The sequence below is a fragment of the Nocardia sp. NPDC059228 genome, assembly GCF_042754245.1.
Taxonomy (GTDB): domain Bacteria; phylum Actinomycetota; class Actinomycetes; order Mycobacteriales; family Mycobacteriaceae; genus Nocardia.
This window is the reverse complement of record NZ_JBHZAL010000001.1, coordinates 1-14,203: the sequence shown is the minus strand read 5'-3', so window position 1 is coordinate 14,203 and position 14,203 is coordinate 1. Positions and strand designations below refer to the sequence as shown.

Genomic DNA, 14,203 nt, shown 5'->3' with positions numbered 1-14,203 from the left:
CAATCTATTCACCTCTCGCATTCATCTAATTTCGACATTGATCGACCACTGATGTGGCCCGCGCCATCACATTTTTAACCAACCGCTCGGTACGAGATATTGCCTCGCTACCTCGGCTCGTCCGCCGGGCCCGCCCGCGCGACCGCGCGCACGTCCCGCTCCCCCAGTGGGCCCAGCGATACCCGCCCGGCAACCGTCACCGTCACATCCCAGCCCAGCACCACGCATCCGGCCGGTCGCACACCCATCCGGCCCGCGATGGCCGCGGCCCGGCCGCACGCGACGGAGACGCCGCCATCCAGGGCACCGGCGGCGGCCAGCGCACTCAGATCGGCTGCGGCCTGCACCCGGTGCCGGGCCGCCACCGCCACTCCGACCTGGGCAATCAGAACCGCGACCGCCAGCAGGCCGACCAGGGCCAAGCATGCGGTGACGGTCACGCCACCCGCCTCGCTCCCGGCCCGATCCATGGTCGTGCGCTTCATCGGGATGCTCCGGGTTCCCGCGCCGCCACCGCCGCCGCGTGCAGGGTGACCGGAACAAGGGTGGCGCGGGCACTCACCTCGGCCACGACCAGATCGCCCTCGGTGCGGACGACGACCCGGGCACCGGTCGGTGCGACCCGGCGGGCGGTGGCGACGCCGACGTCGGTGTCACCGCAAGCGGCGAGACGGGCCGCCTCGCGGGCGGCATCGACACAACGCACCTGCGCCGACACCGCCAGCAGGGCGCCGACGCCCAGGACCAGGACCGCGACGAGGGCGGCCAGCGCTATGGCCGCCTCCACGGTCGCCATGCCCGCCTCGGCATGGTGAGGTGGTGTGGCATACGTCACTTGACGGGAGTCTTCAGCGCCTTGTCGATGATGTTGGTCAGGGCACTCACAATGCTGTCGCCGGTCACGACGGTGTACAGCACCGCCCCGAAGGCGGCGGCCGCGATCGTCCCGATCGCGTATTCGGCGGTGCTCATCCCGTGGTCCGCGGTCACGGCGTGCAGCAGCCGGGTCCGCAGTTTCCAGAGCAGGTTTCGGACGGTCGTTCCCATGGTCGCTCCTTCCCTCGCTCCGGCACGGCCGATCCGCACCGGCACAGTCGTGAACCTCGCGGCCGCCGGCGGTCACAGCAGACCGCCTTCCAGCACCCGGCCCGCCAGGCCGATCACCACCGGGACGATTCCCAGGCACAGGAAGGCGGGCAGGAAGCAAAGACCGAGCGGGCCGCCCATCAGCACCCCGGCCCGCTCGGCCCGGGCCGCGGCCACATCCTCGAGCTCGCCCCGGCGGCGCTCCGCCAATTCGGCCACGGCCGTGGCCAATCCGGTTCCCGAGCGCGCCGAGCGGCGGGCCAGCCGCGCCAGCGCCGTCACCGTCTCCTCGGCGGAGCCGGCCGTGGCCTGCTCCCACGCGGCGGCCGGATCCGCGCCCAGCGCCAGCAGGTCGGCAACCCGGCGCAGCACCGAGGCCAGTGGATCGGGAGCCTCGGACGCGACGGCCGCGGCAGCGGCGGCGGTGGGCAGCCCGGCGCGCAGGCACGCCGCCAGCAGATCGAGGGCGGAGGCGACCCCGAGCGGATCCGGCTCGGCCCGGAACTCCGGTTGCGGCAATGGATTACCGTGCACCGGGTCCCGCAGTCGGCGCAGCCGGCGGACCGCACCGGTCCGGCCCGGCATCATGAGCACCGCGATAGCCGCCAGCACCGCGGCCACGGACGGAGTCATCGCAGCACCTTGCCGGTGATGGCATCGGCCCACAGCAGACCGGCGCAGCTCAGGGCGGACCCCAGGGGCAGCAGCAACGTGCCCGCCGAGGACAGCAACAGCACACGCAACGGGGACGCACCCATCAGCTCGCCCAGGCCGAGGCCGAGCAGGGGCAGCAGGGCCAGCACCACCGCGGTCGCCCGGGCCCCGGCCAGCGCCGCGGACGTGCGGTCGCGGAAGCGCTTGCGGCCCAGCAGATCCGAACGTGCGGCGGCCAGCAGCTCGGCCAGGGCGAGCCCGTGCCGCTCGGCCACCCGCCAGGCCCCGGCCACTCGGCACAGTTCCCGCGCCACCACCGAGCCGGGACGCCGCAGGCCCTCCGCGCCGGACCCGCCCAACCGGCTCCGCGCCGCGCTGACCGCGAAGGCCCGTGCCACGTCGCCCGCGGTCTCACGGGCCGCCACCTGGGCCGCGGCGCTCGGATGTGCGCCGATCCGCAGCTCCCCGATCACCGCCTCCAGCCCCTCGAGCAACTGCGCGATCTCGATGCCCCGCTGCCGTTCTCGCCTCGTGCGGCGGCATCGAATCAGGACGGTGGTCGCCAGCAGTGCCGCGGCCACCACCGGCCCGGGGCCGATGAGGAGCATCACGGGCACCGCCGACAACGGCGCAATGCGAATCATCCAGCCGCGCCCGGCCTTTCGCCCGCACTCGCGAAGCTTGAACAGCCGAGACATGCGCCGCCGAGCGATCGGCGGAGGCACCACGAGCAGCGCCAGCGCGAGGCAGACCGATGCGAGCGCGTGCGGGCCGAAGCCGGATCCCATCAGTCGCTCCCGGACTGCTTCGAGCCCGGATCATCCTCGGCGCCAATCGAATCGGCGATACTCGGCCGGCAACCGCCATCGCGCCACGCCAACCGCAATCCCGCGAACCGCGAGCCACGTATCCCGAACGTAGTGCAGCACGACCTATCCGAGTCGGCGTTGGAGGGCGGAGTCGAACCGCGGAACGGCGAATTCGACCGGGGCCGAGGACAACCGCACGAGCCCGGGCAGTCTTCACTCGCGGGGAACATCTGGAGTCCTTTCGTCGAGGAGTTTCCTGAGGAGCACAGCGCCCGGGGTCGGACGGGTGTCCGCGGTCCATGCGGGTGCGATCCGCACCCGGCCGTCGACCGGGGTGACCACGCCGATTTCGCGGAGCGCGCGACGGCCGTCGGGCCGGCGGTGGACGTGCAGGATCACCTGGATCGCGGCGGCCAGCTGGCTGTGCAGGGCGGGCGCGGGCATACCGCCCAGGGCCGCGAGCGCCTCCAGCCGGGCCGGGACCTCGCCGGGCGAGTTGGCGTGCACGGTCCCCGCCCCACCGTCGTGGCCGGTATTGAGCGCGGTCAGCAGATCGACGACCTCGGCGCCCCGAACCTCACCCACCACAATGCGATCCGGGCGCATACGGAGCGCCTGGCGCACCAGATCGCGCACGGTGATCTGGCCCGCGCCCTCGACGTTGGCGGGGCGGGCGACCAGGCGGACCACATGCGGATGCGGTGGCGCGAGCTCGGCCGCGTCCTCGACGCAGACGATCCGCTCGGCGGGGGCCACCTTGGCCAGCAGGCCCGACAGCAGTGTGGTCTTCCCCGCGCCGGTGCCACCGACCACCAGGAAGGCGAGCCGGGCACGAATGATGTGCTCCAGCAGGAGCTTCGCGTCCGGTGGCACCGCACCGGCCGCGGCCAGCGCGTCCAGACCCTGGGTCGCGGGGCGCAGCACGCGCAGTGACAGGCAGGTGCCGCCATGCGCGATCGGCGACAGCACCGCGTGCAACCGCACCCCGAAGGAATCCCCCGATGCCGCTTCGGTTCCCGCCAGCCGGCCGTCCACCCACGGCTGCGCATCATCCAGCCGCCGCCCGGCCGCCAGGGCCAATCGCTGCGCCAGCCGCCGCACCGCCGCCTCGTCCGGAAACCGCACCGCGGTACGCCGCAGGCCCCGACCCCGATCGACCCACACCGAATCCGGGCCGGTGACCAGCACATCGGCCACCTCGGGGTCGTGCAGCAGCGGCTCCAGCACGCCCGCGCCGGTCATCTCGGTCTGCAGCAATCGCAAGGCCCGCAACAGATCCGTGTCCGCGAGCACCCCGCCCGCCTCGGCCCGAATGGCCGCCGCCACCCGCGCCGGATCCGGATCCGCCGCCCCTTCCGCCAGCCGCTCCCGCACCCGCTCCAGCAGTTCGGTCGTCACCAGCTCACTCATTTCCGGGCTCCCGCAGGTGCCGGCAGCGGAGAACCGCAGGTCGAACCGTGCGCGCGGGCGATGCGCCACCACGAGGGACCCGGGCCGCTGGGAGGCCGGCCGTAGCGGGGACTCTCGGAAAACAGTGCGGTCAAAGCGGTTTCGGCGGCGGTACGAAGCGGACCGCGCCGCCGGACGGTCAGGCCCCCGCGTTCCAGGCGCTCGGTCAGGCCCGGCTGCGACGGGACCGCGGTGAGCAGCGGCAGAGCGAGCGCCTCGGCAATTTCGGACGGGGCGAGGCCACCGGGCGCGGGGCCCCGGACGATCAAGCGCACATTCGGATTTCGCGCGGTCAGGTAGGCCGCGGCGGATTCGGCCGCGGCGATCGAGCGCAGGCGTGCCTGGGTCACCAGCACCACCAGATCGGCCACATCGAGAACCTGATCGGTGTGCGGTCCGTGGTCGCTGGACAGGTCCGCGACCACGAGATCACCGGCCGCCCGGCCGCCCTCGAGGACGGCTCGCACCGCGGCAGGCGCGAGTGCCGCCGCCACCGATCCGTCGGCACGGCTCAACTCGGCCGCATGGTCACCGGTCACACCGGAGAGCGCATGCGGACCGAAGACAGCGACGCCGCGGTCGATCACGCAAGACGAAGACCTGTCGAGGTCCGTTGCGAGCGAGGACCTTCCGTCCGAACCAGGCGGGCCGGGATGAAGCATCGGTACGGGCTGCGCGTGGGAGGCGGCACCGCCGACGGAGCTGCGCCCAGAGACAATCGGGTCCGCGCTCGGCGAGAGCGCGCCGAGTTCGGTTGCGGGAGCACCTCTTCCGCAAGAGAGCACGGCCAACCCCGCGGATGCGGGCAGCGCCTCGTGCAGAGCGGGGGCGGAAACGCGGCCGTGTTCGATGGTGAGGTCGGGCCAGCGCAGCCCAGGCGCCCGCTCCAGGCCGAGGAGGAGGTCGAGGCCGCCACCGTAGGGAGCGCAGTCGACCAGCAGGGTGCGGTCGCGGAAACGGCCTGCGGCCGTGAGGGCTACGGCGGCGGCCAGCACGGAGGCGCCGGATCCCGCGCCCGCGCCGGCCACCGCGAGGACCGCGCCGTCCCCGGGGCGCCGGCGGTCATGGGCGGCGAAGGCGGCGATCAGGGCGTCGGCGGCGGCGGGCAGGGGCAGCACCTGTTCGGCACCGGCCGCGGTGGCGGCCTGCCAATCGAGCAAACCCGGCTCGCCGTCGGTCACCAGGAGAATCCCCGGGCGGCGGGGGTGGGCGGCGGACGCACAGCTATGTGCGGCAGCGGTATCGACGATGATCACGGACGCATTGGTCCAGGCGTGGCGGCCCGGCGGCGGCACGCGCTCGTCGAGCGGGCGGTCGGCCGCGGCGGCGATGCGGCGAATCTCGTCACGCAGGCGGGGATCGGCGACCAGCGACAAGGCCGGTGGGGTGGCGGCATCGGAGTTCATGCAGGTCAGCGTCGCCCGATCGGAGCAGCGGCGAAAGCGCCTCCACGGCGAGTGTGGATAACACGCGGCCTGTGCAGAACTCTGGGAGCGGGAGCGGATCCGGAACTGTCCGTAAATAGAGGACGGCCCCAGCCGGGGGGGGAGGAGGCTGGGGCCGTCGGGTTCAGCCCCGGGGGGTCGGGCTGAACGCGCCTGGACCATGTCCAGGTATCTGCGATACTACACCCAAGCCCCGACCGGATTGCAAGTCCGCCCGGCGAGTCTTTTTCCCGCCCCGACGGCTCGGCTTCCCCCTGGCTAACCCGGATGAACCGGGTCTCGCGGTGACCCTCGCCACGCTTGTGGCGGAGGCGAATGAAATGGCGCGGCGCAGAACCATATCCTGGACGACGTGACAGCCGAACGCGGACGAGTCGCCGCCTTCTTCGATCTCGACAAGACGGTGATCGCCAGGTCGAGCGCCTTCGTGTTCAGCAAGCCGTTCCTGGACCAGGGACTGCTCAGCCGGCGGGCCGTGCTGGAGAGCAGCTACGCCCACTTCCTGTTCCTGCTGTCCGGCGCCGATCACGATCAGATGGAGCGCATGCGCGAGCATCTGACCAAGATGTGCGCGGGCTGGGACGTGGACCAGGTGCGCTCGATCGTCGCCGAGACCCTGCACGACATCGTGGACCCGCTGATCTACGCCGAAGCCGCGGATCTCATTGCGGACCACCGGATTCGAGGCCACGACGTGGTGATCGTCTCGGCCTCCGGCGAGGAGATGGTGGCCCCGATCGCCGCGGCGCTCGGGGCGGACCACTTCGCCGCCACCCGCATGGTCATCGAAAACGGCAGGTACGCGGGCGAAGTCGAGTTCTACTGCTACGGCCCGGGCAAGGTCGAGGCCATCGAAAAGCTTGCGGCACAATACGATTACGACCTGTCGCGCTGTTACGCCTACTCCGACTCGGTCACCGATCTGCCCATGCTCGAGGTGGTGGGCCACCCCACGGCGGTGAATCCGGATCGGGGCCTGCGGCGCGAGGCCACCACCCGTGGCTGGCCGATTCTCGCCTTCTCCAATCCGGTGTCGCTGTGGGCGCGGATCCCGGCTCCGACCACCACCACGGTGGCCGCGACCGCCGCGGTCGGGCTCAGCGCGCTGGCGGCCGGAGCGCTCACCTACCGGCTGCTGCGGCGCCGCCGCTGACGCCGACCGCCAGAATCGCCCGGATGAAAAATGGCGGGACACGCCGAGTTTTTGAAAGTTTCCGCAGGTCTTGATGTGATGGCGGTCACGGGGTAACAATGGAGGCACGGAAGGACGGAAGGCCAAGATCGGATCGGAAGAGAAGATTCGACCTCCCATCCCACCCTTCCCAGCACGGACACCAGGCACCCACGCGGAGCACGCCGCGACAAGGGCAACAGTAGTTGTGGGCCTGCGTTATCCAGGATATTGACGGCAAGGGCCCCGCAATCAATGCGGGGATGAACCGCTGGATCCTGGAGAGCTCGCCGAGGCCGAAGAAAACACAACCAGAAAAGCACGCTTGGTAACCGGGTAGTCCGTGCTAGCGGGCGGTGAGGTCGCAATTCGCGACAACGCCGCCCGCTTTGACGTGTATGGACCCCGGAAACCCTTGGCGTACAGGCAGTTTCGCGATCAGGGGGCTTACCCCGAGGCGGCGTCCGCAATCGAGCGGGCCTCGCGGGCGCCGTCTTCCAGGGCGCCACAGGTGAAGATCACCCAGCCGCCGACGCCTTCCGCGGTTCCCATGCCGAAGGCGGCCGCGGCGTCGAGGTAGGCCTGGCGGCGGCGGAGCCAGAACACTTCGGGGACGCCGAGGCTGTGCGGGTCCAGGCCACTGGACACGGCGACCAAGCGGGAGGCGGCCCGGGCGACGATGCCGTCGGCGGTGCCGAAGGGCCGCAGGGAGAGCAGTTCGCCGTGAACGACGGCCGCGATCACCGGGGCGGGGGCCTTCGTACCGGTAATGGTCTGGACCAGTAGGTCCAGGCGTTCGGCGACGCCGGGAACATTGCGGGGGCGGCCCAGCTGCTCTTCGTCGTCGACCATGTCGGCGGCGGCGAGCAGGTGCAGGCGGGCGAGAGCCTGGAGCGGGGCGCGCTGCCAGACGCCGACCAGGTTGGTGAGGGCCTCGGCGTCGAGGGCCTGGCCGACGCGCAGCGAGCCGGCCAGGATCGGGTCGTCGACGCGGCCGTCGGCGGGGAGGTCGATGGTGCCGCCGTCGATGGCGGCGGAGGAGCGGGCCGCGCGGACGGCGGCCTCGGCGGCGGTGGTGGGCCAGCCGCGGCGGTTCGCCCGGTGGCGATGCACCTCGGCGAGGGCGTCACGGGCCTTGTCGGCGGCATCGCGCACGCCGGGCAGGTCGACGAGGGGCTGCAGCGGGTCGGTCACGAGGTACGAGGCTACTGCCGGGTACCGGATCGCCCGCCGACACCCGGTCGGTCATCCCGCGAGCAGGTCGCGCCCGGGGATGGCGTCGAGGAGGCGGCGGGTGTATTCGGACTGCGGATTCTCGAACACCTCGGTGGTGGATGCGGCCTCGACCACCCTGCCCTGCTGCATGACCAGCACGTCGTCCGCGATCTGGCGGACCACGGCCAGGTCGTGGGTGATGAACAGGTAGGTGAGGCCGAGATCGGCCTGTAGCTCGTTGAGCAGCTGCAGGATCTGGGCCTGCACCAGCACGTCGAGGGCCGAGACGGCCTCGTCGCAGACCACCAGCTCCGGGGAGAGCGCCAGGGCCCGGGCGATGGCCACGCGCTGGCGCTGGCCGCCGGAGAGCTCGTTGGGGTAGCGGCGCATGACCGAGGCCGGGAGCGAAACCTTGTCGAGCAGATCGCGCACGGTGGCCTCGCGCTCGGCCGGCGTGCCGAGGCGATGGGTGCGCAGCGGCTCCTCGATGGTCCGGTAGATGGAGTACATCGGGTCGAGGGACCCGTACGGGTCCTGGAACACGGGTTGCACGCGGCGGCGGAAAGCGAAGGCCGCCTTGGCATCCAGGGTCGCCACCTCGCGACCGTCGAAGGTGACGCGACCGGCGGTGGGCGGCAACAGGCCCAGCACCATCTGTGCCACCGTGGATTTGCCCGAACCGGATTCGCCGACGATCGCGGTGGTGGTGCCGCGCCGCAGGGTGAACGAGACATCGTCCACCGCAACGAGTTCGGAGGATCGCCACGGCGCGTTGCCGCGAATGCGGAACACCCGCGTGAGGTGGTCCGCGACGAGCAGATCGTCGGGGGCACTGGCGAATTCGGCGTCGGTTTCGGCCAGCTGCCCGGCGACCTGCACGGCTTGCTCCCGCACCTCGGCCCGCTTGCGCACCGAAGACAGCCGCTGCGAGGCCAGCGAGGGCGCGGAGTTCACCAGCTTCTTGGTGTACAGGTGCTGGGGTTCGCGCAGGATCTGCAGGGCCGGACCGGATTCCACCACGCGGCCGCGGTACATGACGACCAGGTGTTCGGCCCGTTCGGCGGCCAGGCCCAGGTCGTGGGTGATGAGCAGGACCGCGGTGCCGAGTTCGGTGGTCAGGCCGTCGAGGTGGTCGAGGATCTGGCGCTGCACGGTGACGTCGAGCGCCGAGGTGGGTTCGTCGGCGATGAGCAGTTTCGGCCGGCAGGACAGGCCGATGGCGATGAGTGCGCGCTGGCGCATGCCGCCGGAGAATTCGTGGGGGTACTGGTTGACGCGGCGTTCGGCATCGGGCATACCGGCCTCGGCGAGCAGCTCGACGGCCCGCTGCCGGGCGGCCCGGCCCTTGGCAACGCCGTTGGCCTCCAGGGTTTCCCGGATCTGGAATCCGACCTTCCACACCGGGTTCAGGTTGGACATGGGGTCCTGCGGCACGAACCCGATACCGCGCCCGCGCACTCCGACGATCTCGCGGCCGGTGGCCTTCGACAGGTCCTTGCCGTCGAAGAGCACCGAGCCGGAGGTGATCCGGCCGGTGCCGGGCAGCAGGTCGATGATGGCGTGCGCGGTGGTCGATTTGCCGGATCCGGATTCGCCGACGATGGCGACCGTCTGCCCCGGATACACGGTCAGGCTCACCCCGCGCACCGCCGGGATCTCGCGCCGGTCGGCGGTGAAGGCCACGTTCAGATCGCGGACCTCGAGCAGTGGTTCGGTCATGGCGCTCACCTCTTGCGGGCCTTGGGGTCGAAGGCGTCGCGCACGGCGTCGCCGAGCATGATGAAGCTGAGCACGGTCAGCGCGAGCGCGGTGGCCGGGTAGAACAGGATGGCCGAGGTGCGAATCTCCTTCTGGTCCACGGCGATATCCGATCCCCACGACACGGTCTGCCGGGTGAGCCCGACGCCCAGATACGACAGCGTCGCCTCGGTGACGATGAAGACGCCCAGCGCGATGGTGCTCACCACGATGAGCGGCCCGGCCGAGTTGGGCAGCACGTGCCGCACCAGCGTCCGGAATCGCGAGACGCCCAGGGCCTTTGCCGCCGTGACGTACTCGCTGTTCTTCGACTCGATCACCGCGCCGCGCACGATGCGCGCGGCCTGCGGCCAGCTGAACGAGGCCAGCGTGAGCATGACCGTCCACACCGTGCGCGAGGCGAGCAGCTGCATGAGCACGATGGAGGCCAGCATCAGCGGCAGCGCGTAGAACACCTCCGAGATGCGCGATACCACCGAATCCAGCAGCCCGCCGTAGTATCCAGCGATCGCACCCAGGGTGCCGCCGATGAGCACGTACATCAGCGTCGCGCCGACACCGGTCACCACCGAGGCGCGGGCGCCGTAGATGGTGCGGGTGTAGATGTCGCAGCCCTGCTTGTCGAAACCGAACCAGTGTGCCCCGGACGGCTTCTGCATGCTGAAATCGCCGTTGCAGTAACGCGGATCCTGGCCGGTGAACAGCTGCGGCCACACGGCGACCAGCACCACCAGCACGATCAGCACCGCCGCAGCGAGGAATATGGGATTGCGCCGCAGCTGCCGCCAGGCGTCCCGCCACACGCTGGTGGGGGCGGTGGTCTCGTCCAGGGTGTCGGTGGCCAGGACCTGGACCTCGTCCGGCGGCGCCACGAAATGCTCCTGGCCACGGCGCATTTCGCGGACCGCGGGTTGCCGGCTGTCGCGGGCCTCGGGTTCAGGCATAGCGGATCCTCGGGTCGAGGACGGCGTAGAGCAGGTCGACGATCAGGTTGGACAGCAACAGGATCACGATCAGCACCGTCACGAAGGCCACCACCGTGGGCGGTTCCCCGCGCGTAATGGCCTGGTAGAGCGTGCCGCCGACGCCCGGGATATTGAAGATGCCCTCGGTGACCACCGCGCCGCCGAGCAGGAAGCCCAGATCGGTGCCGAGGAAGGTGACCACCGGGATCATCGAGTTGCGCAGGATGTGCACCACGATCACCCGCCTGCGGCTCAGACCCTTGGCGGTGGCGGTGCGCACGAAGTCTGCGGTCATGTTCTCCGCCACCGCGTTCCGAGTCAGCCGCAACACGTAGGCGAACGACAGCGACGCGAGCACGAACGCCGGTACCAGCAGATCCGTGAAGCTCGCCTTCGCCCCGACGGTCACCGGCGCGATGCCCCACTTCACGCCGAGCAGGAACTGCGCGAGGAAGCCCACCACGAAGATCGGCACCGCGATGATCACCAGGCTGAGCACCAGCATGGTGGAGTCGAAGAGCTTGCCCTTGCGCAGACCCGCGATCAGCCCGAACGTCACGCCGAAGACCGCCTCGATGCAGACCGCCATGACGGAGAGCCGGAAGGTGATCGGGAACGCGCGGGCGAGCTCCTCGCGCACCGGCCGCCCCGAGAAGGACGTCCCGAAGTCCAGCGTGACAATGCCTTTCAGGTACTCCAGGTATTGGATGAAGAACGGCTGATCCAGGTGGTAGCGGGCGCGCAGGGACGCCTCCACCGCCGGGGTCATCTGCCGGTCCCCGGCGAGCGCCTGGATGGGGTCGCCGGGGATCAGGAAGACCATCGCGTAGATGAGCAGCGTCGCCCCGAAGAAGACCGGGATCATCTGGAGCAGCCGCCGCACGACGTACCACACCATGCCGGGCTACTTCTCGATGTTCTCGAAGTCGAACAGCCCCGACCAGGAGACGGGCGCCTGCTTCACCTTGTCCGAGCGCCCGGCCGCGACGTTGTAGTCGAAGATCGGGATATCGGCCATGTCCCGGAACAGCACGGTCTGCGCCTGCGCGATGCCGTCATACGCCTGTTCGGGTGTGGCGGCGGCGAGGGCGCTGTTGAGCAACCGGTCGAATTCCGGGCTCTTGTAGTGCACGTCATTGGTTTCCGAGGTGCTCAGGAACAGCGCGGTCAGGTATTCGAACATGGACGGGTAGTCGCCCTGCCAGCCGTAGCGGAACGCCTTGCCCACGTTCTCGTGCACGATCTCGTCGCGAATGTTCTTGAACGTCGGGTAGGGCGCGCCGACCGCGTCGATGCCGAGGGTGTTCTTGATGCTGTTCGCGGTGGCCTCGATCCAGGCCTGATGACCGCCGTCGGAGTTGTAGGCGATCTGGAAGGTGCCCGACCACGGCGAGATGGCGTCGGCCTGCGCCCACAGCTTCTTGGCCTCGTCCGGATTGAACTTCAGCACTTCGGAACCCGGCAGGCCTGCGCGGAAACCGGGCAGGGTGAAGGCGGTGAAGTCCTGGCAGGGGACGCGGGTGTTGTGGAAGATGTTGGCGGCGATCTGTTCCCGGTTGATGGCCATCGAAATCGCCTTGCGCCGCAACACTCCCTCGGGTCCGGCGAAGTGGGCGACATTGGGCTGGATGCCGATGTGCTGGCTGTAGGCGATGGGCTTGTGGATGGCCCGGTCGCCCAGGTCCTTCTCGTAGGTGGCCAGCGCGGTATCCGGGATCACGTCCAGGCCGTCCAGATTGCCCTGGAGCAGGTCTGCGTACGCGGTGTCCATGTTCGCGTACATCTTGAAGCGCAGGCCCTTGTTCCTGGCGGGCCGCCCGCCCTTGTAGTCCGGATTGGGCACCACGTCGATCTGCACATTGTGCTGCCAGGCACCGGCACCGGCGAACTTGTAGGGGCCGTTGCCGATCGGGTTCTCGCCGAAGGCCTTCATGTCCTTGTAGGCCACGGCGGGCAGCGGGTAGAACGGCGCGAAGCCGAGTTCCAGCTCGAAGTCGATGGACGGCTGTTCGAGGTCGACGGTGAAGGTGTGGTCGTCGACCACCTTCAGACCCGACATGGTCTGCGCCTTGGGCGGATTCGCCGCGACGTCGCCGTAGCCGACGATGGGGGTGAAGACCCAGTTCTGCAGCTGCGCGTTGGTGCCCAGGGCGCCGTAATTCCACGCGTCCACAAAGGATTTCGAGGTCACCGCGGTGCCGTCGGTGAACGTCCAGTCCGGCTTGATGGTGATGGTGTAGTGCTGGCGGTCCGGCGTGACGATGGACTGCGCCATCTCGTCGTGCGGAGTGCCGTTGGCGTCGTAGTACTTCAGCCCCGCCCACAGCCGGTCGACCACGCGGCCGCCCATGTTCTCGTTGGTATTGGTGGGCACCAACGGATTCTGTGGTTCGGCGCCGTTCACGGTGATGTAGTCGGAATTGTTGTCCTCACCGGAGGAGCATGCGGTCAGGCTGAGGCTTGTGGCCAGTGCCGCCACGGCGAGCGCGGTGATCGTCTTGATTCGCAACGCGTTTCTCCCATCCCAGGAAACGGTCGGCCTCGGGTGAATCGGACATTAACGATCGCGGTCGATGTTGTCAGCGGATCGAAGCGGGAATGTCCGGCTTGTTAGCAATCCGGCAACATGGGGCATCCGAATGCGAGACCTACGTGACACAGTGCACAGCAGCGGGGACCTCGCGTTCACGGTTCGGTCATGCCGCCGATGGGAGCCTCGTCACGACCGCCCACCGATCGAGACGGCGAAACACGACGCAGGTCACAGTCGGTTAGGGTCGAACGTGGCCGCCGTCACCCCCACGCGGCCTGCATGCGAGAGAAGAAGAGACGAGATGACCGAAACCACCGCCGACCACCTGGATGCCTATCCGCCCAGCGCTGAGTTCGCGGCCGCCGCCAACGGCGACGCCTCTCTTTATGCTCGAGCCCAAGCCGACCGGGACGGGTTCTGGGCCGAGCAGGCACGGCGCCTGCACTGGCATCAGCCCTTCACCCAGGTGCTGGACTGGGACGACGCGCCCTTCGCGAAGTGGTTCGCCGACGGCAAGCTCAATGTCGCCTACAACTGCGTGGACCGGCACGTGCTCGACGGGCACGGCGACCGGGTCGCCATCCACTGGGAGGGCGAGCCCGGCGACTCCCGCGACATCACCTATGCCGAGCTGCTGGCCGAGGTGTCGCGTGCCGCCAACTACTTCACCGGCCTGGGGCTGGCCGCGGGTGACCGGGTCGCCATCTACATGCCGATGGTCCCCGAGGCCATCGTGGCCATGCTGGCCTGCGCCCGTCTGGGCCTGACCCATTCGGTGGTCTTCGCCGGCTTCTCCCCCAGCGCCCTGCGCCAGCGCGTCGACGATGCCGCGGCCAAGCTGGTCGTCACCACCGACGGCCAGTGGCGGCGCGGCAAGCCGGCCCCGCTCAAGGCGGCCGTGGACGAGGCTCTCGCCGAGGGTGATTCGACCGTCGAGCACGTACTCGTGGTGCGCCGCACCGGCATCGAGACCGCGATGACCTCCGGCCGCGACCTGTGGTGGGACGAGACCGTCGCGCTCGGCTCCCCCGAGCACGAGGCGCAGGCCTTCGACGCCGAGCACCCGCTGTTCATCCTCTACACCTCCGGCACCACCGGAAAGCCCAAGGGCATCCTGC

At 69.9% G+C, this 14,203-nt stretch carries 14 protein-coding genes; 2 read left to right on the top strand and 12 right to left on the bottom strand.

Going from position 1 to position 14,203, the window contains the following annotated elements; all coding sequences use genetic code 11:
- Positions 1-107: 107 nt before the first annotated feature.
- From ACFXKA_RS00070 to ssd, 7 genes are all read right to left on the bottom strand, one after another.
- Positions 108-485 carry an Rv3654c family TadE-like protein gene (locus ACFXKA_RS00070; RefSeq protein WP_379425069.1) on the bottom strand — a complete coding sequence of 126 codons (378 nt, stop codon included), beginning with the start codon at positions 483-485 and terminating at the stop codon, positions 108-110.
- The gene (locus ACFXKA_RS00065) at positions 482-796 is read right to left on the bottom strand and encodes a TadE family type IV pilus minor pilin (protein ID WP_379425846.1); all 315 of its coding nucleotides are present in this window, start codon (positions 794-796) and stop codon (positions 482-484) included. Before ACFXKA_RS00065 ends, ACFXKA_RS00070 begins: the two co-directional genes overlap by 4 nt.
- Before the next feature lie 35 nt (positions 797-831).
- On the bottom strand, positions 832-1,026 hold the full coding sequence (locus tag ACFXKA_RS00060) for a DUF4244 domain-containing protein (protein WP_354831689.1): 195 nt from the start codon (positions 1,024-1,026) through the stop codon (positions 832-834).
- 93 nt (positions 1,027-1,119) lie between these two features.
- Positions 1,120-1,719, bottom strand: a complete 600-nt coding sequence (locus tag ACFXKA_RS00055; RefSeq protein ID WP_379425068.1) for a type II secretion system F family protein — start codon at positions 1,717-1,719, stop codon at positions 1,120-1,122.
- Positions 1,716-2,528 (bottom strand): type II secretion system F family protein, encoded by an 813-nt coding sequence (locus ACFXKA_RS00050; RefSeq protein ID WP_379425067.1) that lies wholly within the window; start codon positions 2,526-2,528, stop codon positions 1,716-1,718. The genes ACFXKA_RS00055 and ACFXKA_RS00050 overlap by 4 nt, the downstream gene beginning before the upstream one ends.
- A 234-nt stretch (positions 2,529-2,762) precedes the next feature.
- The gene (locus ACFXKA_RS00045; protein WP_379425065.1) at positions 2,763-3,959 is read right to left on the bottom strand and encodes a TadA family conjugal transfer-associated ATPase; all 1,197 of its coding nucleotides are present in this window, start codon (positions 3,957-3,959) and stop codon (positions 2,763-2,765) included.
- Entirely contained in the window at positions 3,956-5,404 is a 1,449-nt protein-coding gene (gene ssd, locus ACFXKA_RS00040; RefSeq protein WP_379425063.1) for a septum site-determining protein Ssd, read from the bottom strand. The genes ACFXKA_RS00045 and ssd overlap by 4 nt, the downstream gene beginning before the upstream one ends.
- Before the next feature lie 391 nt (positions 5,405-5,795).
- Here ssd and ACFXKA_RS00035 point away from each other — a divergent pair, with 391 nt between their 5' ends.
- Positions 5,796-6,596: an HAD family hydrolase gene (locus tag ACFXKA_RS00035; protein ID WP_379391106.1), complete on the top strand. Its 801-nt coding sequence runs from the start codon at positions 5,796-5,798 to the stop codon at positions 6,594-6,596.
- A 465-nt stretch (positions 6,597-7,061) separates the two neighbouring features.
- Here the strand turns inward: ACFXKA_RS00035 and ACFXKA_RS00030 are convergent, their stop codons facing one another.
- From ACFXKA_RS00030 to ACFXKA_RS00010, 5 genes are read right to left on the bottom strand one after another with little or no spacing between them, the layout of a single operon-like run.
- On the bottom strand, positions 7,062-7,808 hold the full coding sequence (locus tag ACFXKA_RS00030) for an oxidoreductase (RefSeq protein ID WP_354831556.1): 747 nt from the start codon (positions 7,806-7,808) through the stop codon (positions 7,062-7,064).
- A gap of 51 nt (positions 7,809-7,859) precedes the next feature.
- Entirely contained in the window at positions 7,860-9,548 is a 1,689-nt protein-coding gene (locus tag ACFXKA_RS00025; RefSeq protein ID WP_354831559.1) for an ABC transporter ATP-binding protein, read from the bottom strand.
- Positions 9,549-9,553: 5 nt separating this feature from the next.
- On the bottom strand, positions 9,554-10,531 hold the full coding sequence (locus ACFXKA_RS00020; RefSeq protein ID WP_379425061.1) for an ABC transporter permease: 978 nt from the start codon (positions 10,529-10,531) through the stop codon (positions 9,554-9,556).
- Positions 10,524-11,450 carry an ABC transporter permease gene (locus tag ACFXKA_RS00015; RefSeq protein WP_379425059.1) on the bottom strand — a complete coding sequence of 309 codons (927 nt, stop codon included), beginning with the start codon at positions 11,448-11,450 and terminating at the stop codon, positions 10,524-10,526. The genes ACFXKA_RS00020 and ACFXKA_RS00015 overlap by 8 nt, the downstream gene beginning before the upstream one ends.
- Before the next feature lie 6 nt (positions 11,451-11,456).
- Positions 11,457-13,061 carry an ABC transporter substrate-binding protein gene (locus ACFXKA_RS00010; RefSeq protein ID WP_379425057.1) on the bottom strand — a complete coding sequence of 535 codons (1,605 nt, stop codon included), beginning with the start codon at positions 13,059-13,061 and terminating at the stop codon, positions 11,457-11,459.
- Between the two features lie 325 nt (positions 13,062-13,386).
- Here ACFXKA_RS00010 and ACFXKA_RS00005 point away from each other — a divergent pair.
- Positions 13,387-14,203, top strand: an 817-nt coding sequence (locus ACFXKA_RS00005; RefSeq protein ID WP_379425056.1) for an AMP-binding protein, incomplete at its 3' end; no start/stop codon positions are given.